This window comes from Methanogenium organophilum (assembly GCF_026684035.1).
Taxonomy (GTDB): domain Archaea; phylum Halobacteriota; class Methanomicrobia; order Methanomicrobiales; family Methanomicrobiaceae; genus Methanogenium; species Methanogenium organophilum.
In genome coordinates, this window is record NZ_CP113361.1 from 1,820,868 (window position 1) to 1,842,200 (window position 21,333).

Consider the following 21,333-nt stretch of genomic DNA (forward strand, 5'->3'; position numbering starts at 1 on the left):
CATGGGCAGGGCAGAGGACTTTGCCCTCTCACATAAAATCAGCAAGACCAAGCTGAATCTCCTTTTCCTCGCCAAATGTTGATATTAGATACATATCCAGCATCTCAATTCGCTGGCGGGTGTACTCTGAGATATTATAGTCTGTGCATATCTTCCGTGACATATCGATGTACTTCTTCACCGATCCCTCGTGGACGGTCTGGATGATTTTCCCGCCGCACCGGCATTTCCCTGCCATCGGCATCCTCCGGTATTTGGCATTGCACGTCGGGCACCGGAGTTTCTGGCGTGAGAACGCGTTGAGGTTGCCCTGCATGTCCGGGATGAAATGCGTTTTGAGCACCCGTTCAGCGACATCGTCCTCGTCCACTGCCCGGATGATTCTTCCGAGTTCAAACTCTGCCTCCAGTTTGTCCGTCATCGTGGTAAGCGTGGTATAGGTGGAGAGAAGCGGCCCTGCAGAGATGTCACTGGTATCGTGGGTAAACCTGACCCCTTCATACTGTCCGGGAGTGCCCAGACGGTTTTCGAGATGGTCAATAATTTTTGAGAGTTCTTTCGGGTGGCGGTATTCCAGTGCCGCGTTGTAGAGGTCAATCGGATATGATGAACAGGCATCGACATTGTGGGATTCACCATCCACTTCCGCCGGGTCCAGTTTGGTGGTCAAAACCAGAGGTGCGTCCATGGACCCACCACGTGTCTCCGGCAGAAACGACCGCGAGAAATTGATCAGTCCGTCCATCAGAAGCATCACACAGTCCTCATCTCCGTCGCACTGGCCGGTAAAGATCCCGTTCGCCGCAAGCGTGTGGTCAACTGCTACTGTCAGGCAGTAGACATACTCTCCAAGGTTCGGAATGTATTCCTTTGCCGTAATCTGGTCGGTGACCATCATCTGCCCTTCTGAAACCGGGACATGGTCTCCCTCCTTCAGCTCCATCGCACGGACTTTGCGCTGGTATGCGAAATCAGATACGAGCATCGCATGGTCAGGAGTGACCGTCACATGTTTTCCCCGGGAGGTGGTGAACCGGATCAGATGGTCCGGTGCCCGGTGGATGGAGACCGAGGTCACCTGCCGGAGGTGAATGGCCCCATTTGTGTCAAGGGCATGCACCCAGAAGGGTTCCTTTGGGTCCGAGTAGTAGGTGCCCACCTGATCGAGGCCGGGACGGTCGAGATCAAAGTTTTCGACCACAAAGTGGCCGATGGGAAGACTGCGCCACTCTGCACCATCAAAGACCTCGATCATCGTATCAGCTGCAAAACAGTTGCGCCTCTTTGCCGCATGGAAATACGGGTGGGCATATCCCACCGGGGCCTTTGAAACACCGATCACACGGGCAAGCACGCCTGCACTGGTATGTGGTGCAAGACCCATAACCAGCTGGCCGACGATATCCTCCCGACTCTTTGCATTGTAATAGGGTGGCAGGCCGTAGAGTTTTACGAGCATCTCATCGATGAATTTCGCCACACGCAAAAGCCATCCGGCGCAGTCCTCAGAGACAAGGATGTCCTGTGCCCGGAGTTCCAACACCTGGTCCGGCCGGGTAAGGGGTTCCCCGTCAATGTCTTTCGGGTAGCCCAGTTCAACGAGTCGTTCGACGCTGACCCCGATTTCATTTGGCCGGATGTGGGTGAGCGGCAGGTCTATCATATCATAGCGAAGGGTGCCGTCCTTGAAGACATAAAGGTTGTTTTTTTGCCGGAGAAGTCCTTTTTCAATGGGTTCTACGGGCCGTTCCTTTGAAATAAGCCCACGGACACCTTTCAGGAGTTCGACCTCGCCCGGGCGCATGCCAAGTGCAGTAAGGGCGTTTGTATACTCTGTTTTGATATTGATCTCTGCCTTTTGCTGACAGACACCTTCTGCACCGCAGACCGGGCAGGTATCCTCGTCTTTGAGTTCACGACTGCAGCGGGGGCAGGTGAAGACTGGTTCTGTGTGTGTGTCGCATTCACTGCAGATACTCTTATAGGTCTCCTGTCCACAGGAGGGGCAGCGCCTTCGGCCGACATCAGCCTGGATGGTGTCCGCATGGTTGTCTTTCCCTTTTATGACTCCCTGGAATGAACGGCGTGATCCTCCTTCGTCCCCGACCGGAAAGATGACATGGGGCGGAGGACGCATCTCACGGGCCTTTGATTTGCCGGGCCGTCCCATCCTGCCGCCGATACGGATGCCCGCACGGGACCGCATCTTCAGGCCTGAGAGGTGCATGGCACAGGTGAGCCCGTCACCATCCGGTGCAGTCTCCCATTCCGGTTTCTGTTTCAGATCTTTGGTAAGGCCGAGGCAGGCACAGAGTGCCTTCGGGGTGTCGATGAGAATTGTCCCGTCTGTTACGGTATGGGGAACGAGGAGAATTTCCAGGTGCCGTTTCTCCGGGGCATCTGCAGGCAGGGTCAGCCCCTCAGCAGTGATGTTTCCAGTGGCTGCCACCCATTCAGAGAGGGCACGGACATCTGCGGTGGTGATGTCGTCCCAGACATAGGTGTATGCGGGATGGAGGTAGCCTCCCGCTGCCGCCATCGCAAGGGCTTCGGTCTCATCAGCAGGAGTATGGGTGCCTCCGTCCAGCCGCCACCACTCCTCGCAATAGGTGGGTGGAATGAGTGGGTGGTTGTTTTCCAGAAATTCACCGTATGAAACAAGCATCTCGCCGACGTCGAGAATTTCTTCGACACTGCTCATCAGCCGGAGTGCCGTCTCAGCGTTGTCGATGCGCAGGACACTGCCGTTGGTGAGTTTTACGGTTGGACCTTCGATACTATCCACCGGGACCACACCCGCCGCCTTCCCCGGCCGTTCCACCTTCATCTGGGTACCAACGGCGAGGAAGTTGCCGAGGAGATGCAGGGTTGCCGGGTTAAATCCGGCCGCTGCAAACCCGGTATTGCGTGACCGGCCGTAGCGGAGCCGAAAACCGCCTGCCCGCATGGGGTATGAGAAGACCGGTCGGCCTGCAATCAGATCACGGATGTATTTGTCCTTTGGTTTGACACCGGGTTTTTTCTCGCCTTCATCTTCGTCTTCGTCTTTGCTCTTTGATGCCCCTGAAATGATAATGTCCAGAAAGTCCCAGCCCTCCATGTGCACCTTATCGACCGTCTTTTTGATCTTCGGCGCCTTGAGGGCGAGACCCTCTGCCACGACGAGTGCCATACCGCCGCGGACAGTGTTCGTCTCTATCCGCTCCAGGTTGCGGTACCCGGAAACTTCCACGCGTTCGGTCGGTTCTCCTTCCACACAGACCGGACAGTTCTTTATTATTACCCTGAGTTCATCGTCCGTCGGAAGATACTGCAGGGAGGCCTGGCTGTTATATTTCTTGACCTCTTCCACATAGCGTTCGACCTCCTCTTTCCGGGGGATATACGCCGCCATCCCGAGACCACGCCGGACATAATCTCCTACCAGAACAGAGAGTGCCTGTGCGGTTCCGCCCGCACTCCGGATTGGCCCTGCATAATAGATCTTCAGGTAATCGGTCCCGTCATCGTTCTTGCCGATTCCCACCTTGGCAATACCTTCGGTGGGTGCTGCCACCACACCTTCCGTGAGAAGGGCCATTGATGTCCGGATAGCATGGTCCAGTGTCTCCTCACGTGTGGTCTCGCCGAACATATGCGCGATGAAGTCGTCACCAATCTTCAGTGCCACTTCTTCACGCGGCATGGTCTCTGCCAGTTCACGCAGCCGGGCTGCGACTCCCGTATACCCAAGCAGAGCCTCCACCCTGTCAGCAAGGTCGTTTGCCACCGGAATTTCCACTGCTGTCCGCGGGTCAATTCCCTTTGCCCGCGCCTCATTGGCGACCCCGATCGCCTCTTTGAGCTTTGCCTCAAGCCCGGCAAAGTAAGCTTCCATCTCCGGTGACGCATGCATGCAGATGTGGTCTCTCCCGGAGACTCATTATCATTTGTGTTGGTGCCTCTGTGATGCAGGCGGACTTCGTTATCTTGATGTGTAAGGGTGGCATAGAGTCTGTATATACAGGCAGGCACCGTTTCCGCTGTCCCGGTGCCTCCGGAGTGATATCTGTTATGTTTAATGTCCGTGCATTCTGCCTCGGAAAGGCGCATGAAGAAGTGATTAAAACCATTGTGCGGTATGGGAATTTTCTGGTCACCGAAGATGGTGAGAAGACACTGGAACTGCCGGAACCCTTCAATATTCATGTAGGAGAACCATTTGCGGATTACCTTGTGAGCCCCTATAACATGTTCGGCGAACGGGCGATGCAGCAGTATGTGCATGACCTCATCGAAGGCACAGACAATGAGTTTGTCTATACCTACCATGACCGGCTCTTTGATTATCCCCGGAGGGATGTGGACGGAAATCCGCGCGGGGACGGGGACAAAGGTGGTATCGATCAGGTGGCCTACATCATTGAAAAACTCAGGGCAGACCCGGCATCCCGGCGGGCAGAAGGCATCACCTGGTACCCGGAGTATGACGATGCATCAAAGAACCCTCCCTGCCTTCAGCGTATTCAGTGTCTGGTGCGGGGCGGGGCACTCAATATGCATGTCGAATTCCGCTCCAATGATATGCTCTCAGCTCTTGGGGCGAACATGTATGCCCTCGTCCATCTGCAGAAGCATATTGCAGATGCCCTCGGTCTTCCGGTTGGCTGGTATTCGCATACCTCTGTCTCAGCACACATCTACTATGAACGCGACCATGAGGAACTGATGAAGTATGTGAATGGTCTTGGGCTTGCAGATCTGATAAAAAAACTGGATAATAAAGCCTATATAAAAATATAGACTTATTCTTCCATTACTGAGCGGGCGAGGGCTTCTGTCCCCTCGCCGCCCATCCTGTACAAAACCATCTTTGCGCAGCGTTGGCGGAGCCCCTCGGACTCTTCTATGACTTCGACCAGACGTTTTATTGCCGGTTCACCCATCCGCCCGAGGGCAAGGGCGGCAAATCCTCTGACCTGTGCGTCGTCATCATCCAGAAGTTCGATGAGCGGTTCAAGGGCTGCATCTCCCATCTCCCCGAGTGCTGCTGCTGCATACCGTGCGGTGTCCGGGTCATCCGGAATGGTGATGAGATAGATGAGTGAATCAATGGCAGGAGCGCCTATCATTGCGATCGCTCGTGTCAGGTACCACCGAACATCATTGTCTTCTGCGTTGATGAGTGCACCTACAAGCGGGTCCACCGCTTCACCACCAAAGGCAACCACAGCACTGACCGCCTCACGGCGTGCCGTAAGATCTCCTGTCCGGATCGTTTTAATTAATCCGTCAATCTCTTCCATGTCTCCCATATTACAGAACTGTTTCACAGGATCAGGTATCTATTGTTCGGTCTGGTGAACAGGAAATCCAATATATTATCTGTAAAGTGACCCTAACTCACCTGCAGAGGAAAATAATGGAGAGAGATGCGACCGGGGTTCTGCAGCGCACAGTTGGGATCATCGTCACCGGGCGGGTCCAACACGTTGGATTCCGTGCATGTGTAAAGAAGACAGCCCAAAATCTCGCAGTCACAGGCGTCGTGATGAACCTCCCGGACGGGACGGTTTCCATCCGTGCCACAGCAGAACCGGTTATTCTTGAAAAATTTGTGTCTCTTCTCTATTCATGTCCCCGTGCTCTTGTCCGTGATGTCCGGATCGCGGATGAAACGGACTGTGTTTTTGATGGTTTTTCCATTGTTTTCGCGGAATGAACTCAAATAATTCTCTCTGTTCCTGCAACCTTTCACACAGTCAATACCATTGGTATTTTCCTGCTGGAATCTTCTCAGGTTTAACAGGCATCCGGCGAACCGCCAGAACTCAGATTGAATATAACCGGGTTTTTTGGGCTATTTCCGAGACAAAATGGCGGCAAAACGGGTCTGTCGCTCACCTCAGATAATCCATTTAATATCCAAGGAAAAATGGTCCGTCTCCCATCAGGCTCTGGGAAAGTGAGAGCACATTACTATCGATTAATTCCTGTTTTATCGATTCTCTGAGGGGGGCGATCAGGGCGTCTATTACCTCTTCATTGAGATGGCAGCGTTTGGTGCTCACCTCATATCTGCGGTCAATTAATCCTGCACGGGCGATGGAAAAGACCACTTCATCCACCATAGTGGTCTTTATGGGATCAATGAGGTCTGCCACAAGCGAACGTTCTCCTTCCCGCAGAAATCCATAGTCCGGATCGAGGTATGCACCGATAACAGAGACGATGGTGTTGCCGAAAAGCATGGCATACCCGAGAGAGAGCATGGCATTGACAGGGTCCTGGTGGGGGCGCTTTGTACGGCGGCGGAACCCGAGTTCCGGTGACAGGCTGCGTGCCATGATCTCATAATACATATCACCGGCCAGTTTATGCACACGGCGGAGTTCGTCCATTGTGATGAGATATTCAAGGTCTTTTAGGAGATTGTGCAGGATCTCCTGTTCTCCTTCGTAAAACAGGTTCTCACCCAGCTGGTCTCCTGTACGTTCTATAGCAAGCAGGCGTGATTTCAGCGTCGCCCTGGCAATCTCCTGTGCAAAAGTGTGGGGCATTCGGGCCCGCTGGGCTTTTCTTACGTCAGCTCCCACATCACTGCCAAAGGGGTTGAGCATACCCACCGGTGTTCCATCCGCATCGAAGAATGATATGGAGGACCCCTGCCTCAGCAGACGTGTCACGGCAGAGGTGTGGATATTGTGGCCTCCCACAAGGAGCAGATGATGTACCGATGGGAGCGGAAACTCCTTTTGTTCGCCTTTGTAGAGAATACTGAGTGTTGTTCCGGTTGACTTAATGTGGGCGCCGAAACCCGCCACAACATGCCAGGAGTGTTCGCTCGTCATATGTACACACGATAAATGCTGTTATACAAGTACTCCTTTTTCTCAGTACATTAAGTCATCGTTTGCGTTTTTAGGACCAATTTATCCTCCACATGGCAAAATAAGATCTAATTTCTAATGATTTTGCCTATAAATGGTCGGATTTCCTTTCATATGTTAAATTACCCTTTATTGCCGGGTAAAATATAAATTGTTTATATGCATTCAATGTTACATGGAATTTCAAGAAACAGAAATGATGATTTCCGGGGATGAACTCATCTCTGCTGCCTGGTGGGTTTTTATCCTCCAGGGCCTTGTCGGAATTATATTAGGCGGTCTTGCGATGCTCTTTCCTGAAATTGTCGTTGAGTTGCTTGCAATACTGCTGGGTATTATCATCGTGCTCTACAGTCTGTCTGCTATCGTACAGTCAATTGTAAGCAAGGATTCTGGTGGACGGAAGATTCTCATGGTTATTCTGGGGATTATCGGCATCATCATCGGTATCCTGGCGCTGATGAATATGACGGTGCTGGGTCTGACGATTGCCTTTATGCTGGGACTCTGGGCGTTTATTTCCGGGTTTTCAGCGCTTTACACGGCATTCACTGCAACAGAATTCCACTGGTACAGGATTATCTTCTTCATCATTGGGATTCTCTTCCTGGTGTTCGGTATCTATGTCATCATTTATCCGCTTGCACTGACTGCAGCGTTCATATGGGTGCTGGGACTCTTTGCCTTCATCATCGGAATTGCAACTATCGTTCTCGGTTTTATCATGCAGGCTGAGATGAAGAAGGCCATGCACGAATCCGGGATGTAACCAGGGAAATAGAAAATACCATAGATCTGGTGTGCTATGCTACGGCATAGCAATCTTTTTTCAGTTAATCACTGCATAGTTTATACTACGGTTATCGCGGGTACTGCATAAGCCCCCGGGGTACGATATGTGGCCGGATGATACAGGCATTCACATATGCCTGTCCCGGCATAATCAGTTGGTTATCAGGATGAAATACTGGAACAGGGAGATGGAGACTCTGAAGGGTGATGCATTGCATGCTCTTCAGGCAAAACGGCTCAGAAAAACCGTGGAACAGGCAGAGAAGGTGCCGTTCTACCAGAAGATGCTGAAGGACGTGGGTGTGGGATCTGCAGATATCAGTACTGTCGAGGATGTACAGAAACTGCCCTTCACAAAAAAGACTGATCTGCAGGGTGGCTACCCGTTCGGGTTCTTTGCGGTGCCGATGAAGGAGGTCGTGCGTATCCACACCACGTCCGGGACGACCGGGAAACCGACGGTGGTAGGATATACCCGGCAGGATCTTGACCACTGGTCTGAACTCATTGCACGCAACCTGACGATGATCGGTCTTACGGATGAGGATGTCTTCCAGAATGCGGTAAACTACGGTCTCTTTACCGGGGGACTCGGGTTCCATTACGGTGCGGAGAAGGTCGGGATGACGGTCATCCCGAGCGCTACGGGCAACACCCGGCGGCAGATTGAGATGATCGATGACTTTGGCGTGACTGCCATCCACTGCACACCGAGTTATGCGATGCACATCGGAGAAGTTGCGGAGCAGATGGGGACGACGCTTCCCACCCTGAAGACCGGGATCTTCGGGGCAGAACCCTGGTCTGACAATATGCGCAATATGCTGGAGGGAAAACTCGGGGTTACCGCGTATGATTCATACGGGATGTCCGAGATGTACGGGCCGGGTGCGGCATTTGAGTGCCCGGAGCGAAACGGGCTGCACATCTGGCATGACATGTACCTCGCAGAAATTATCGACCCGCAGACAGGAGAGGTTCTCGGGCCCGGTGAACGTGGGGAACTGGTGGTCACCCCGCTTGTGAAGGAGGCGATGCCTCTTCTCCGCTACCGGACCGGGGATATCACGATGTTTCTGGAAGAGGAATGCCCCTGTGGACGCGGGATGAAGATCGCCCGCCTCCACGGCAGGAGTGATGATATGCTCGTTATCCGGGGGATTAATGTCTTCCCGTCCCAAATAGAGCATGTACTTCGTTCCGTGCCCGAAGTAGGCGATGAATTCCTCGTCTATGTGGACCGGGTGAACCATCTGGACGAGATGACGATTGAAGTGGAGATGAACCGCAGCGCCTTTAAGGGCGAACTTGAAGACCTGACCCGTGCGCAGAACCGCATTGTGGGGGCATTAAAAGAGGCACTCAACCTCCGTACACGTGTGCAACTGGTTGAACCGGATTCCCTGCCCCGCTATGAGGGGAAGGCCAAGCGGGTTGTTGACCGTAGAGGTAATGAACTATGATTGCATGGGACCCGAATATGGAACTGATGCCGGAAGCTGAACTGAAGAAAATGCAGTTTAAGCTCCTGAAAACACTGGTGTATCGATTGTACTCGTTTTCGAACTTTTATCACGAACGGATGGTGGCCCACGGGGTTCACCCCGACGACATCACCCGACTGGAGGATGTGGCGAAGCTCCCGTATATGGTGAAGTCCGACCTGCGGGACAACTATCCTGATAAGATATTCACGGCAGACCCGGAGGAACTGGTGCGCTACCATGTCTCATCCGGAACAACCGGAAAACCGACGGTGGTGGGATACACCAAAAATGACCTGGAGAACTGGACCGAGTCTCTCGCACGTGCCCTCACTTCATGCGGTGTCGGTCGCGGCGACGTAGTGCAGGTGGCGTATGGTTACGGCCTTTTCACGGGCGGCCTCGGCCTTCACTATGGGGCAGAACGCATCGGTGCCTCTGTGGTGCCGGCATCAGTGGGCAATACCGAACGCCAGCTTGAACTGATGCAGGATTTACGGGTGACGGCCATCTGCTGCACCCCTTCGTACCTGGTGCATATCGGTGAGACGGCAAAGAAAATGGGCATCTCCATCAAAGATGACACCCGCCTGAAGAGAGCGATTCTCGGGGCAGAACCCTGGTCCGACCAGATGCGGGAGCGTATTGAAGAAGAGATGGGCATAAAGGCTTACAACATCTACGGCACCTCTGAGCTGTCCGGCCCGATGTTTACGGATTGTGCCGAGCAGAACGGGATTCACATGTGGAGTGATATCGCTCTGGTCGAAATCATCGACCCGGAGACCGGCCGTCCCGTGCCGGACGGAGAACAGGGTGAGATGGTGGTGACCATTCTCCAGAAAGAGGCGCTTCCCATCATCCGCTACCGGACAGGCGATATCACATCAATTGATCACACGCCCTGCCAGTGTGGCCGCACGCACCCGCGTATCGCCCGCCTCTCCGGGAGGGTCGATGACATGCTCATTATCCGCGGCATCAATGTATTCCCATCGCAGGTGGAGCATGCACTCCTCGGCATCCCCGAGGTCTCCGGCAATTTCATGATTGAAGTGGACCGGGTGGGTGCCCTTGACCATATGCTTGTCAAAGTGGAGCTCAATCCGGAGGCGTTCTCTGACAAAATCAACGATATTCTGGATATACGCCGCAAGGTAGGACACACGCTTAAGAATATGCTCAACGTAAGTGTTGATGTAGAGATCAGTGAACCGGGGTCACTGCCGCGGTTCGAGGGAAAAGCACAACGTGTCATTGACAGGAGGGTTCTGTAATGGATGTTACACAATACACTATCAAACAGATCTCGGTCTTCTCCGAGAACAAACCGGGGCGGCTTGCCGCAATTGCAGGCGCCCTGCAGGATGAGGGGATAAACATCCTCGCATTTTCCATCGCTGAAGCAAACGGGTTTGGTGTCGTGCGGGCACTGGTGAATAAGCCGGAGGCCGCCTATACGAAACTCAATGCGATGGGGTTCATGGTCTCTTTCACCGATGTCATCGCGGTGAAGATGCGGGATGTGCCCGGGGGTCTCTTTGAGATGGCCGCCATCCTATCGGAGGCAGGGATCAATATCGAGTATTCGTATGCCTACTCAGGTCGTGAGGCAGCAGTGCTCATTCTCCGGGTGGACCAAGTGGACGCTGCTGTGGAGAAGATTCTTGCACGCGGGGGGACGCTCCTGGGTGCGGATGAATTTTAATACACTCTGCTTTTTTTCGCTTATCTGTATTTCTGATCCCGGCATATTATCCGGGTTTTCACGTTCTAAACTGGTACTGGGGCAGGTGGATACCTCTCTTCTTCCTCTCCTACAGATAATGCGGGGTATTCACCCTAAGTTTGCCAATCCACTCAGATTTCTCAGATTGAGACGGAACAGAATTTGACCGTTCCGGGTATTTGGAAAAATCTCCCGAAATATCCTCATTTTGGACCTGAATTTCAGGCAACACTGTTATTCTGATAATAAACTTGCATTATATCAACAAATTTAACCCAACGGTCAAATTCAATTCCGACCATTTTGGAAATTTTTGGCCATGAAAGACCTCCAGAAGCCAAATGGCATTGGGATCCACTGAAATTTCATATTACATTTGCAGGTAAAGAAACGCATAAATAACCTAAAAAACCGTGAAAAATCCCCAAAATAATGCATCCACACAGATGGTCGGAGTGGCCCGTTCTTACCATGGTCTGTCCCATGCGTTCTCTCAAAAACGGCGATAATTGGGGCCCGTGATATTTCGAAATAATCATCCACTATTGAAAACAGCGCACAAAATAGCCATATTTTGGACGCATCCGTTTGTGTTGGTTACGGGGGTCAATTTAGTCTCAGATTCTGCAAAAACAGGATTGGGTTACAATTTTTTGGCCATTCATCAGGCCGGTTGTCCTGTCTTCTATCTTCTGTCCGGTCACCCCGTCACGGTGTTTTAGATGGCATCGTTCGGGCGATGCCGCGGCATTGTGACAAAACCCTTCACAAAAATAAAATCTTCAGCCCAATCGCCACGAGGATCAATCCGCCTGCGATCTCGGCATATTCGCCAATCAGGTGGCCGATCCTTCTCCCCGCAAAGACGCCCGCAAACGAGAGGACAGCAGCAACGGCCCCGATGACAACCGCTGGAATCAGCACCGGCTCACCTAGAAGGGCGATGCCCATCCCGGCGAAGAGGGCGTCTATTGATGTTGCAATCGCCATTATCGTGAGGGCGGGGAGGGTCTCAATTGGGCTTTCGCCCGTCCCTTCTTCCCGGCTCTCATAGATCATCTTGATGCCGATGCCGCCGAGGATCAGGAATGCGATGAGGGGTCCGAATCCTGTGAGAAACGAGGAGACGGCACTGCCTGCATACCATCCGAGTATGGCCATGCCTCCCTGGAATCCACCAAATGCCGCCGCAGCCATGACGCCGGTCTTTGCAAGCCTTTGTCTGGTGGTGATGCCTGCAGAAACCGAAACGGCGAATGCGTCCATCGCAAGGCCGATGGCGATGATTAAGAGTTCCGGTGCCTGCAAACCTATGCCTCTCCTGCTGAATGATGTGTCTGGCCCATTTGTCTGCTCAGTATTGGGGCATCACGGTATATTGGATTGTTTATTCTGCCCTATCCTTAGGCTGCCAAAAAGAATATGGCCGGTATTTCGGCCGGAAATATCTATTTCTTCTCCCATTTCAGGAGTTCTGTCACCGCAGCAAGGGTGGCACCCCGGCGGATCTCCTCTCTGATGCGCCGTTCTGTCTTGTTGACCTCAAGCGCCCGGCGTGCCACCTCATAGGCACGCTCACGCGGCACGACCACAACGCCTGATTCATCCCCCACAATCCAGTCGCCGGGCCGGACCGTCTGGCTGCAGCAGGTGATGCCTGCACCAATCTCGCCGAACCCTTTTGGCTCCCCGGCATTGGGCACCACACCTGTTGCAAAGACGGGAAAGCCATATTCCCGGATATCGTCCACGTCACGCACCGGCCCATCGATGACAATGCCCGCCACCTTCCGGTTCATCGCCGAGAGGGTCGCAAGTTCGCCCCACGGCGATACCGAGGAGTCCCCGGAGTTGTTTATAACAATGACCTCCCCTTCCTTTGCCACATCGATTGACTCCACCGGTTTTGCCCAGTCACCGCCGAAGGTCTGCACAGTAACCGCAGGGCCTGCCATCCGCACCCTTCCACAGATAGAGATCACACGTTGCATTGCCCCAGTGCGGTGCATCGCATCGGTCACATTTGGTGCCGAGACCTGTAAAAAGATCTCCCGGATCTCCTCGTCTTTTGACTGCTTTTTTGGCGGCACAACGGACGGGTCGTTAATTGCGGCCCGTATCTGTGCCGCGGAGCCGGTCACGTCATTAGACCGAACGATATTTCCACCGACAATGACGATTGCAGCCCCTGCCGCCACCGCCTGTGCCGCCGATCGCGCGTCAAGACCGCCTGCCACAGCCACCGGTATCGTTACTTCATCAATGATGGCAGAGAGTGTGTCCAGCGAGCTTTTGCCGATCATCTGCTGGTCAATCCCCACGTGGGCGTTGATGATATCAATCCCCAGCGTCTCCAGTTCACGGGACCGTTCTGCCGGGTTTCCGGTATTGATGAGGTCTGCCATCAGGCGCACCCCGTAGAGGCGTGCCGCCCGCACCGCATCCTGAATGACCGCATCGTCCGCATCTGCGAGCACACAGACAATGCTTGCACCGGCCTTTGCCGCCATCTCGACTTCGATGGTGCCGGTGTCGGCAATCTTCATGTCGGCAATAATTTCATTATCCGGGAACGCCTCTCTGAGGCGGCGGACTGCGTCCATGCCGGCACTTTTAATGAGCGGGGTGCCGGCCTCAATCCAGTCGGCACCGCCTGCAACCGCCTCCTGAGCGATTGGCACTGCACGGCCGGCCTCCTGAATATCAAGAGCGACCTGCAGATGGGGAGAATTCATATCAGATTCTTGGGAATGCAAAAAAATTAAAGATTTGGTATTTTTTTGGTGGGGAGAGGTGAGACCTTAGTCCTGGAAGGTCTCTTTGAACGTGACATCGTCAAACGACTTCTTCTGCGGCGGCACCATACGCTCTCCGATGGCCGGATATCCGGCAGGAATGAGCGATACAAGGGTGTACTCCGGCGGTACGTTCATCAGCTTGCGCACTTCTTCGTTGTAGTCCATCTTGTCTCCTGCAACCCAGCAGGAGGACACACCATATGCCCAGAGACCAAGGATTAGGTTCTGTGTGGCCGCGCTGCAATCTTCCACATAAAATTTCTCATCCCGGAGGCCGAAGATGGCGAAACAGATGGGGGCGCCTGCAATAAATTTGCCGTGGCTTGCCAGTTCACCCAGTTTCTCCAGGGTCTCTTTGGTTTCGGTGAAACCGAAGAGCCATGGCTGACCGTTTCTGGCGGTCGGTGCCAGACGTGCACATTCCATTGCCTGCTCGATTACTTCCAGAGGGACGGGCTCATCCTTGTAGTTCCGGATACTGCGCCGGCCCTTGATGATGGTTGTTCCAAGATTCATATCCTAGTTTCAGTCATAACCAATATATGCTTCGCGAAAATGTCCGCATCAGAAGGGCAGAATGCCCCCCAGAAATGCCATCAGGTTGGTCAGTCCCGCACTGAGAATCTCCCTCGGGTCGATACCGAGGATGGGCATGATAAAGATGATGTAGACAAACGTCCCGATGATGCTCCCGATGTTTGCAAGTGCGGCGACAAGGACCACTTTGAAAAGCGGGTTCTTCCGCATAACCTCCAGATCGTCTGCTTCAGCTATACGGCTGAAGTCCGAGGCCGACGGGCGACGGATCTTTGCTTCTGTGATCGCGGCAAACCACCCGGCTGCCATGAAGGGGTTGAGTGACGTCATCCATGCGACCGCAAAAGCGGTCAGTGCCGAGAAGGGATGTCCTCCGGCGGCAAAGACCCCGATTGCCGCAAGAATACCGTTTATCAGCACCCACCAGATCATCGCAGAGAGGAGCACATCAAGCCCCGCACCGGAGAATGCGATGAGAATAAGGAAAAAGACAAAGATGACAAGGATAAAGAACCCGATAAACTTCGCCCACGGGAAGGTCTTCGGTGTTTCGGTAAGGCTTGCCTTGGTGGGCAGTGTCTCCGGATGCTCCAGATACCGGGCGATACCTTCCTGGTGACCTGCGCCGACCACGGCAAGAACACGGTCGTATCCCCTGCCAAGGTCGTGGATGGCATGGGCGAGATAGGCATCGCGCTCATCAATGAGTGCAGCGGCTCCTTTTGGCGCAAACCGGCGGAATTCGTCCATCGCAGCCGATATCATGTCCTGATCGGTCATTGAGTCGATGTCTATCTCTTCGCCTGCCTTCCCTGCGCCTGCCACCGAACCCACGAGGGTGTATACCATCTTTAGTTTCTCGAAAAGAGGCATCAGGTTCCAGAACCTGCTGAAGGTGATATGGATGTCGCGATCTGCAAGCGCTATGGGGATGCCGCGTTCTTCTGCCAGTTCAACGGCTGCCATCATCTCTGCACCGGGTGAAACGCCGGTCTCTTTACCGATACGGCGCTGGACATAGGCAAGCAGCCACTGGGCAAGGATGGCGGAGAAGTTCCCGCCCTTCAGGACAGCATCTACAGATGGGGGCTCTGCTTCCCCTTTCAGCACCATCAGGCGGCCCCGATCCAGTTCGACTGCCACAATCTGCGGTTCAAAGGAGTCGACGGCTTCTGTTACTTCATCGACGCTCTTCTGCGAGACGTGTGCCGTCCCGATTATTTTTATTTCACCCAAATTCGTTTCACTCCTTCACTGTCCACGACGGCGTGTTCGTTTGGACCAAGCTCCATTGTCATAAATATCTCTCTTGTGCGTTCGGCGTCTTTCGTCTCTGCGCTGTCACGTCGGATACATTCCTCTGCAAGGGTTTCCGCCTCACTGCATGAAGGTGTATGTCCTGTCCCCGGACATGCATATACGGACAGGCTTCCTTCTTCCAGTGCAAACGGGTATGTCCGGCAGATAAGGGGGCGTGCCGGATATATCGTACATCTCTTCTGTTCGTCCAGAAAGATGCAGGCCTTCTCTGTCCGGCGAAGACACCAGGCGAGGGTAAATTCTCCACCGCCTTCCGCGGGAATCCATTCGGGATATGGCTCTGCAATTTCGTCCCATGCGAGACCCGTGTGATCCATAATCGCCCGTATCTCGGGTGCACTTACGAGGACGAGCATGCCGTCATCCTCCCCTCTCGCGCAGCATCCGCCGCACATCAGGCATTGAAATCCGGTTTTGCGGATTTCTTCGGCGAGATCGTGGACCTTCTCCATTGGATTCAGGCCCGGTCAAGGGTCAGTGCATTGAAGTTTTCATACACACGGCTGCCGTCAACAGAATGACTGACTTCCGGGTGCCACTGGATGCCGAAGATGGATTCGCTCTCGTGGGCCATTGCCTCCACACCGCAGATGGGTGATGTGGCAAGCACCCGGAAGCCTTCCGGCACCTCTGCAACCTCATCACCGTGGGATGCCCAGACAGAGATTGTGTCCGGATATCCGGCGAGGATGGTGTCATGGTCTGTGATGGTGACTTCGATGCCGCCAAATCCGCCGGATGCACCAGGACGGATGGATCCGCCACGGGCGGTGGATATAATATGTAGGCCGAGGCAGATGCCCAGAACCGGAAGACCGGTGTCAACGTATGCCGGTGCATTGCCCGCACGGTTGATGTCCGGCCCTCCACCCAGGATGATGCCGCGGCAGGACTCTGCAACCTCTGCGACAGGCACATCGTTCTTGATCATCTTTGCGTCAATATCGAGGTCCCTGAGCATCCTGAGGATGAGGTGGTTGAACTGGCCAAAGTTATTGACCACATATATGGGATGCATTTTATACTGATTTGTTTCACAACGGTATATCTTTTTCAGACGTACGCCGGGCAAAGGTGTTCACTCCTGCCGGATTGATGCTGCCAGTGCTGTTTCAATCATGGCCTCAGAAAATCCACACCGGCGTGCCAGGGCGAGGGCACCACCTGCCCCGAACCCTTCTTTTACCCGATCGATGCAGGCACGCGATGGTGACTGTCCCTGAACAAACCGGACAGGGACAGGAGCGATAGTCACAGGAATTCCCACATCCTCTGCAATCTGTGCCACATCTGCAGCAGGGTCCTGCCAGACACGGTCGGTCATTGCACAGGATACCTGGCCCCCTATATCACCTGCGAGGGCGGCAACCGCGAGCATCTGGGTGGCGCCACAGAGGACAGTCTCTCCGGGAAACCCCCGGAGGAGTCCATACGCTGCGGCCATAACGGGATCTCCCGTCTCCCGGATGAGGGCCGTGCCAGAGAGTGAGGAGATATCCGGACAGCGTTCCTGAACCCCTTTCCATACTGCTTCTTTGGCGATGACTGTCTCCCCTGCCGCAGACGAACTGACTCTGCCTCTGATCCCGAGGGCCCGGAGGATACAAAGTGCGTGTGTCGTCCCGCCGGGAATGCATTCCCCCAGCCAGAGTGTGTGGCAGTCTTCTCCAAGGGTGGCACCGGTTTCCGCGGCGTCCCTGACAATTTCCTCAGCATCCGGCACCGACGGGCCTTCACGGGGATCGCCTGCAGGTGTCCGGGAGAGCATGGGGGCAGAAACAGAGAGTTTCTCTGCATATCCGGCACGGAAAAAAAAGGGGGAGATGCCGGTGAGTGTGCACATCGCCCGTGTCACCCCGGCCACCGTCAGGCAGGGGGGCAGAGGGCCTGAGCCTGTTACAAAGGCTGCATCCCGCCCCGGTGTGTGCCAGGTGTCCTCCGGTGTCCTGCCCGCTCCGGAGAGTCCGGGAATGAGGCTCAGGCGGGACGAGCCGAGGAGCACAACAACAGCATGCGGAGCGGGCATACTCCTAATCAGGAGTAATCCTTCATAAATTCGCGTATCTTTTCCCAGATGGCTGCCTTCGGGTGGCCCATCATGGACGCAAGCCAGAGGGCACCTCCGGCACCTGCGCCCTCCTTCACTTCACCGGCACAATAGCGGGCAAGGCCGGGGTGGCCGATATTGCCGAAGTCCGGGTCAACGAACCAGGCCGTGGTGCCGATTTCTGCAGCGGTCTTTTCAAATGTGGCATTTTCATCATCCCGGACATAGACCGTGGTGGCAAGTTTCGGGGGGATATGGCCCAGTGCTTTCACCACTGCTGCAACAGCAAGCATCTGGGTGCCGCCCGCATAGACGAGTGTGCCCGGATATGTTGCAGCGATACCGGCGCAGACTGCCATCATCGGGTCACCCGCCGCCCGGACAACGGCAATCGGTTCTGTGATATTTTCGGTTTCAATTCGGCTGGTCACTGCGGCACAGATCTCCTCTTTTACCGATGTCGGGTGCGCCACATGGCTGGAGCTGACATTTGCAGTATATCCGAGTGCCCGTAGGACGCAGAGGGCGGTGGTGGTGCCGCCGGGCACACTCTCCCCTAACAGCAGGAAGTCCGAGTGTTCGCCAAGGAAGGTGCCGAGGGTCTTTCCCCTGAGATAGAGTGCCTCAGCGTCAGGAACGGCATCGCCCTCGCGTGGATCTCCGCCACATGCGCCATACACATCAATAGCGGGATAGGTAGGTGGAAAGGCGAGGCCCGCGTTCACCACGAAGGGTTGGAGGCCGCAGAGTTCGGCCATGGCACGGGTCAGGGTGGCGGGCGTGGCGCATCCGGTTGGGCTGACCGGCACTACCGGGGCACTGGTAATTTTTCCGTTGACAATAATTTCCCCATCAAGCGCTGATGTGGCAAGGGTAAGTTCCGGTGTCGGCCCGGCAGCAGAAATGCCCGGCACGGTTGATATTTTTGTGTTTCCGAGTACTATCCCCATCATTGGCCGGGAAAATGCGAGGTCAGGTTTCTCTGAAATGATGCTCATCATGTGAGTATAGGAGGATTGACGATATAATTGTTACAAATTATCCTATTTAAATCAAATAAATTTGTTTTCAGGACAAGCCTGCTTTGCTCACCAAAAAAAGATACAAAGGCAATTATAGCCTGATCGTACATTGTTGGAGTAGACGATGATAATCACCGAAGCACTCCGTGCGATGCTGCAGTTTACCACGATTCTTCCGATGGGCAGGCATGCCGACTACGATGCATTTGCCCGGCACGCCTATCTCATGCCTCTGTCCGGGTATCTTGTGGGGGGCATTGCAGGACTTTTTGCCATGCTCTTTGCAGAACCCCGGATTGCGGGTGCCGTTGCGCTTGCTGTCGCCCTGGTCCTGACGGGGCTCAATCATTTTGACGGTCTCTGTGATCTGGGGGACGGGATGATGGCGCACGGGAGCCGGGAGAAACGGGTGACGGCACTCACGGATCGCACTCTCGGTGCGGGCGCCGTCGGCGCGGCGTTGGTCGTTACGCTTCTTGCCTACGCAGGTATCACCTCTGTTGCCTGGATTGCGGGTGCGATCCTAATTGCAGAAGTAATGGGGAAATTTGCTCAGGTGCTCTTAATCGTTATCGGGCATTCCTTCCATGACGGGATGTTCTCCTATATTCACGGGTTTGCGTGCTGGTGGTTCATTCCGCTATCGGGCCTCTTTCTATGCCCCCTCCTGCTCCTGCCGGTCGGTCTCTTCTCAGTAGGGGGTGCGATGGCATCCACACTCCTGACAGTCGGGATTCTCCTGGTGGTGACCCGCCAACTCTTCGGCGGAGTAAACGGGGATATCGTTGGCGCCTCCCATGAACTGACCCGTTGCATGGTTCTTCTCTCCCTTGCGGTAACCGGTTTTTAAATGGGTATGCCCGAATTGTACTATCCGTGTGACGGTACGGGTGCGGGCGTGGTGCATATATTACAGGGAAAAATGGGGATTTTGATTTATTTAGTAGGAATAGAGTGATTCAAACCCTTTGTTTTTGTCATCACTGCAAAGGAGGGCACTGCCATCCCTGATGAGGGTGTTGAACATCATTTGGGCGCCCTGAAGGTCTTCATCTCCTCCTGCACCAATTTTCATGTCCTCAATCACTTTCTTCATCGGGTTGGGCATCTCGCGGCGCCCGACGGCAACTCCTTCACAGTGGATGCAGAATGCGCACCTGCTGTATACGGACACTTCTCTCTCTTCGGCGCACGTGACCTTCACCATATCGTTCGGGCCTGTTCGGTTAAACGGCAACGTCTTCATCCAAAGATTTAGGTGGAATCCTATGTAATATGAGAGTGTCGATTGGCGAGGTTTTTCCACCGTTATTTCGGTGCTATAATCGCTGAAGAAATCTTTTATATACCTATCCTTCCTATTAATAATACTCGTATCAAAGCGACCGGGCACAAATTCACCGAGCCCATCCTTACGATTTGGAGGTTATAGAAATATGGCAGCTGATAAGCCACACATGAACCTTGCCGTGGTCGGGCACATTGACCACGGGAAGTCAACAACAGTCGGACGACTTCTCTTTGAGACAGGAGCAGTCCCTGCGCACATCATTGAGAACTACCGAAAGGAAGCAGAGTCAAAGGGTAAGGGCTCATTCGAGTTCGCATGGGTTATGGACAACCTCAAGGAAGAGCGTGAGCGTGGTATTACCATCGATATCGCACACAAGAGGTTCGACACCGACAAATTCTACTTTACTATTGTAGACTGCCCAGGTCACCGTGACTTTGTTAAGAACATGATCACCGGTGCATCCCAGGCTGACGCAGCACTCCTCGTTGTTGCAGCACCTGACGGCCCAATGGAGCAGACAAAGGAGCACGTCTTCCTCTCTCGTACCCTTGGTATTAACCAGCTCATCATCGGCATCAACAAGATGGATGCAGCAAAATACAGCGAAGAGCGCTACAATGAAGTTAAAAAACAGCTCTCTGACCTGATCAAGATGGTTGGATACAAGCCTGACGACATTCAGTTCATCCCGATGTCCGCATTCGCTGGTGACAATATCTCTTCCCACTCAGAAAACACTCCGTGGTACAAGGGAATGACACTGCTCGAGACACTCGACACCCTTGTCGCACCTGAGCTTCCAACATCGCTTCCATTCCGTCTTCCAATCCAGGATGTCTACTCCATTTCCGGTATTGGAACCGTCCCTGTCGGACGTGTTGAGACCGGTATCATGAAGAAGGGAATGAAGGTCTCTTTCATGCCCGCAAACAAGGAAGGAGAAGTCAAGTCCATTGAGATGCACCACGAAGAGCACGATCAGGCACTGCCTGGTGACAACGTCGGGTTCAACGTCCGTGGTATCGGCAAGAACGATATCCGTCGTGGTGATGTCTGTGGTCCTGCAGATAAGCCCCCGTCAGTTGCAGAGGAATTCGTCGCACAGATTGTGGTTCTCCACCACCCAAGTGCAATCACCGTCGGATACACACCGGTCTTCCACTGCCACACCACCCAGACTGCATGCACATTCATGGAACTCCAGAAGAAGCTCGACCCGCGCACCGGACAGGTCAAGGAAGAGAACCCAACCTTCCTCAAGACCGGCGATGCAGCAATTGTCAAGTTCCGTCCTGTTCAGCCCATGGTCATTGAGAAGATCAAAGAGATTCCTCAGCTTGGTCGTTTCGCAATCCGTGATATGGGATCAACCATTGCAGCAGGCATGTGCATTGAAGTCATTGCCAAAGATATGAGATAATCTCCTTCTCATACATTTTTG

General features: G+C 53.9%; 20 protein-coding genes. 8 read left to right on the top strand and 12 right to left on the bottom strand.

Going from position 1 to position 21,333, the window contains the following annotated elements; translation table 11 throughout:
• Positions 1–28: 28 nt before the first annotated feature.
• The gene (locus OU421_RS09000) at positions 29–3,895 is read right to left on the bottom strand and encodes a DNA-directed DNA polymerase II large subunit (RefSeq protein ID WP_268185766.1); all 3,867 of its coding nucleotides are present in this window, start codon (positions 3,893–3,895) and stop codon (positions 29–31) included.
• 158 nt (positions 3,896–4,053) lie between these two features.
• Here OU421_RS09000 and OU421_RS09005 point away from each other — a divergent pair, with 158 nt between their 5' ends.
• On the top strand, positions 4,054–4,782 hold the full coding sequence (locus tag OU421_RS09005) for a thymidylate synthase (protein WP_268185767.1): 729 nt from the start codon (positions 4,054–4,056) through the stop codon (positions 4,780–4,782).
• A gap of 2 nt (positions 4,783–4,784) precedes the next feature.
• Here OU421_RS09005 and OU421_RS09010 read toward each other — a convergent pair whose 3' ends face one another.
• On the bottom strand, positions 4,785–5,285 hold the full coding sequence (locus tag OU421_RS09010; RefSeq protein WP_268185768.1) for a HEAT repeat domain-containing protein: 501 nt from the start codon (positions 5,283–5,285) through the stop codon (positions 4,785–4,787).
• A 116-nt stretch (positions 5,286–5,401) separates the two neighbouring features.
• Here OU421_RS09010 and OU421_RS09015 point away from each other — a divergent pair, with 116 nt between their 5' ends.
• Complete coding sequence (locus tag OU421_RS09015) at positions 5,402–5,701, top strand: acylphosphatase (RefSeq protein ID WP_268185769.1); 300 nt, start codon at positions 5,402–5,404, stop codon at positions 5,699–5,701.
• A gap of 196 nt (positions 5,702–5,897) precedes the next feature.
• On the opposite strand, the gene cas1 is transcribed toward OU421_RS09015, so the two are convergent.
• Entirely contained in the window at positions 5,898–6,830 is a 933-nt protein-coding gene (gene cas1, locus OU421_RS09020; RefSeq protein WP_268185770.1) for a CRISPR-associated endonuclease Cas1, read from the bottom strand.
• 214 nt (positions 6,831–7,044) lie between these two features.
• Here cas1 and OU421_RS09025 point away from each other — a divergent pair, with 214 nt between their 5' ends.
• The 4 genes from OU421_RS09025 to OU421_RS09040 all read left to right on the top strand — a co-directional run bounded on the left by OU421_RS09025 (position 7,045) and on the right by OU421_RS09040 (position 10,853).
• Complete coding sequence (locus OU421_RS09025; protein ID WP_268185771.1) at positions 7,045–7,638, top strand: DUF308 domain-containing protein; 594 nt, start codon at positions 7,045–7,047, stop codon at positions 7,636–7,638.
• Positions 7,639–7,828: 190 nt separating this feature from the next.
• Entirely contained in the window at positions 7,829–9,124 is a 1,296-nt protein-coding gene (locus OU421_RS09030) for a phenylacetate--CoA ligase family protein (RefSeq protein ID WP_268187890.1), read from the top strand.
• Positions 9,121–10,422 carry a phenylacetate--CoA ligase family protein gene (locus tag OU421_RS09035; protein ID WP_268185772.1) on the top strand — a complete coding sequence of 434 codons (1,302 nt, stop codon included), beginning with the start codon at positions 9,121–9,123 and terminating at the stop codon, positions 10,420–10,422. The genes OU421_RS09030 and OU421_RS09035 overlap by 4 nt, the downstream gene beginning before the upstream one ends.
• Complete coding sequence (locus OU421_RS09040; protein WP_268185773.1) at positions 10,422–10,853, top strand: ACT domain-containing protein; 432 nt, start codon at positions 10,422–10,424, stop codon at positions 10,851–10,853. Before OU421_RS09035 ends, OU421_RS09040 begins: the two co-directional genes overlap by 1 nt.
• A gap of 786 nt (positions 10,854–11,639) precedes the next feature.
• On the opposite strand, the gene OU421_RS09045 is transcribed toward OU421_RS09040, so the two are convergent.
• The 8 genes from OU421_RS09045 to cobT all read right to left on the bottom strand — a co-directional run bounded on the left by OU421_RS09045 (position 11,640) and on the right by cobT (position 18,577).
• Positions 11,640–12,182 carry a manganese efflux pump MntP gene (locus tag OU421_RS09045; RefSeq protein ID WP_268185775.1) on the bottom strand — a complete coding sequence of 181 codons (543 nt, stop codon included), beginning with the start codon at positions 12,180–12,182 and terminating at the stop codon, positions 11,640–11,642.
• Between the two features lie 140 nt (positions 12,183–12,322).
• On the bottom strand, positions 12,323–13,609 hold the full coding sequence (locus tag OU421_RS09050; RefSeq protein WP_268185776.1) for an orotidine 5'-phosphate decarboxylase / HUMPS family protein: 1,287 nt from the start codon (positions 13,607–13,609) through the stop codon (positions 12,323–12,325).
• Positions 13,610–13,675: 66 nt separating this feature from the next.
• Positions 13,676–14,188, bottom strand: a complete 513-nt coding sequence (locus OU421_RS09055; protein WP_268185777.1) for a nitroreductase family protein — start codon at positions 14,186–14,188, stop codon at positions 13,676–13,678.
• A 48-nt stretch (positions 14,189–14,236) separates the two neighbouring features.
• Complete coding sequence (locus tag OU421_RS09060) at positions 14,237–15,445, bottom strand: TraB/GumN family protein (RefSeq protein WP_268185778.1); 1,209 nt, start codon at positions 15,443–15,445, stop codon at positions 14,237–14,239.
• Positions 15,433–15,981, bottom strand: coding sequence for a YkgJ family cysteine cluster protein (locus OU421_RS09065; RefSeq protein ID WP_268185779.1), 549 nt, complete (start codon positions 15,979–15,981; stop codon positions 15,433–15,435). Before OU421_RS09065 ends, OU421_RS09060 begins: the two co-directional genes overlap by 13 nt.
• Positions 15,982–15,986: 5 nt before the next feature.
• The gene (locus tag OU421_RS09070; RefSeq protein ID WP_268185780.1) at positions 15,987–16,547 is read right to left on the bottom strand and encodes a GMP synthase subunit A; all 561 of its coding nucleotides are present in this window, start codon (positions 16,545–16,547) and stop codon (positions 15,987–15,989) included.
• Positions 16,548–16,607: 60 nt separating this feature from the next.
• A complete protein-coding gene (locus OU421_RS09075; protein ID WP_268185781.1) occupies positions 16,608–17,555 on the bottom strand; it encodes a nicotinate-nucleotide--dimethylbenzimidazole phosphoribosyltransferase family protein in 948 nt (315 codons plus the stop codon).
• An 8-nt stretch (positions 17,556–17,563) separates the two neighbouring features.
• Positions 17,564–18,577, bottom strand: a complete 1,014-nt coding sequence (gene cobT / locus OU421_RS09080; RefSeq protein WP_326493491.1) for a nicotinate mononucleotide-dependent phosphoribosyltransferase CobT — start codon at positions 18,575–18,577, stop codon at positions 17,564–17,566.
• 145 nt (positions 18,578–18,722) lie between these two features.
• On the opposite strand from cobT, the gene cobS reads away from it, so the two are divergent.
• Positions 18,723–19,448 carry an adenosylcobinamide-GDP ribazoletransferase gene (cobS, locus tag OU421_RS09085; protein ID WP_268185782.1) on the top strand — a complete coding sequence of 242 codons (726 nt, stop codon included), beginning with the start codon at positions 18,723–18,725 and terminating at the stop codon, positions 19,446–19,448.
• Between the two features lie 90 nt (positions 19,449–19,538).
• On the opposite strand, the gene OU421_RS09090 is transcribed toward cobS, so the two are convergent.
• The gene (locus OU421_RS09090) at positions 19,539–19,844 is read right to left on the bottom strand and encodes a hypothetical protein (protein ID WP_268185783.1); all 306 of its coding nucleotides are present in this window, start codon (positions 19,842–19,844) and stop codon (positions 19,539–19,541) included.
• 190 nt (positions 19,845–20,034) lie between these two features.
• On the opposite strand from OU421_RS09090, the gene tuf reads away from it, so the two are divergent.
• Positions 20,035–21,312 (top strand): translation elongation factor EF-1 subunit alpha, encoded by a 1,278-nt coding sequence (gene tuf / locus OU421_RS09095; protein ID WP_268185784.1) that lies wholly within the window; start codon positions 20,035–20,037, stop codon positions 21,310–21,312.
• Positions 21,313–21,333 lie beyond the last annotated feature (21 nt).

What these genes read in the sequence shown, in the direction of transcription:
- OU421_RS09000 (WP_268185766.1), bottom strand. Translation starts at nt 3,895, where the DNA reads ATGCATGCGTCACCGGAGATGGAAGCTTACTTTGCCGGGCTTGAGGCA.
- OU421_RS09005 (WP_268185767.1), top strand. Translation starts at nt 4,054, where the DNA reads ATGTTTAATGTCCGTGCATTCTGCCTCGGAAAGGCGCATGAAGAAGTG.
- OU421_RS09010 (WP_268185768.1), bottom strand. Translation starts at nt 5,285, where the DNA reads ATGGAAGAGATTGACGGATTAATTAAAACGATCCGGACAGGAGATCTT.
- OU421_RS09015 (WP_268185769.1), top strand. Translation starts at nt 5,402, where the DNA reads ATGGAGAGAGATGCGACCGGGGTTCTGCAGCGCACAGTTGGGATCATC.
- cas1 (WP_268185770.1), bottom strand. Translation starts at nt 6,830, where the DNA reads ATGACGAGCGAACACTCCTGGCATGTTGTGGCGGGTTTCGGCGCCCAC.
- OU421_RS09025 (WP_268185771.1), top strand. Translation starts at nt 7,045, where the DNA reads ATGGAATTTCAAGAAACAGAAATGATGATTTCCGGGGATGAACTCATC.
- OU421_RS09030 (WP_268187890.1), top strand. Translation starts at nt 7,829, where the DNA reads ATGAAATACTGGAACAGGGAGATGGAGACTCTGAAGGGTGATGCATTG.
- OU421_RS09035 (WP_268185772.1), top strand. Translation starts at nt 9,121, where the DNA reads ATGATTGCATGGGACCCGAATATGGAACTGATGCCGGAAGCTGAACTG.
- OU421_RS09040 (WP_268185773.1), top strand. Translation starts at nt 10,422, where the DNA reads ATGGATGTTACACAATACACTATCAAACAGATCTCGGTCTTCTCCGAG.
- OU421_RS09050 (WP_268185776.1), bottom strand. Translation starts at nt 13,609, where the DNA reads ATGAATTCTCCCCATCTGCAGGTCGCTCTTGATATTCAGGAGGCCGGC.
- OU421_RS09055 (WP_268185777.1), bottom strand. Translation starts at nt 14,188, where the DNA reads ATGAATCTTGGAACAACCATCATCAAGGGCCGGCGCAGTATCCGGAAC.
- OU421_RS09065 (WP_268185779.1), bottom strand. Translation starts at nt 15,981, where the DNA reads ATGGAGAAGGTCCACGATCTCGCCGAAGAAATCCGCAAAACCGGATTT.
- OU421_RS09070 (WP_268185780.1), bottom strand. Translation starts at nt 16,547, where the DNA reads ATGCATCCCATATATGTGGTCAATAACTTTGGCCAGTTCAACCACCTC.
- OU421_RS09075 (WP_268185781.1), bottom strand. Translation starts at nt 17,555, where the DNA reads ATGCCCGCTCCGCATGCTGTTGTTGTGCTCCTCGGCTCGTCCCGCCTG.
- cobT (WP_326493491.1), bottom strand. Translation starts at nt 18,577, where the DNA reads ATGATGAGCATCATTTCAGAGAAACCTGACCTCGCATTTTCCCGGCCA.
- cobS (WP_268185782.1), top strand. Translation starts at nt 18,723, where the DNA reads ATGATAATCACCGAAGCACTCCGTGCGATGCTGCAGTTTACCACGATT.
- OU421_RS09090 (WP_268185783.1), bottom strand. Translation starts at nt 19,844, where the DNA reads ATGAAGACGTTGCCGTTTAACCGAACAGGCCCGAACGATATGGTGAAG.
- tuf (WP_268185784.1), top strand. Translation starts at nt 20,035, where the DNA reads ATGGCAGCTGATAAGCCACACATGAACCTTGCCGTGGTCGGGCACATT.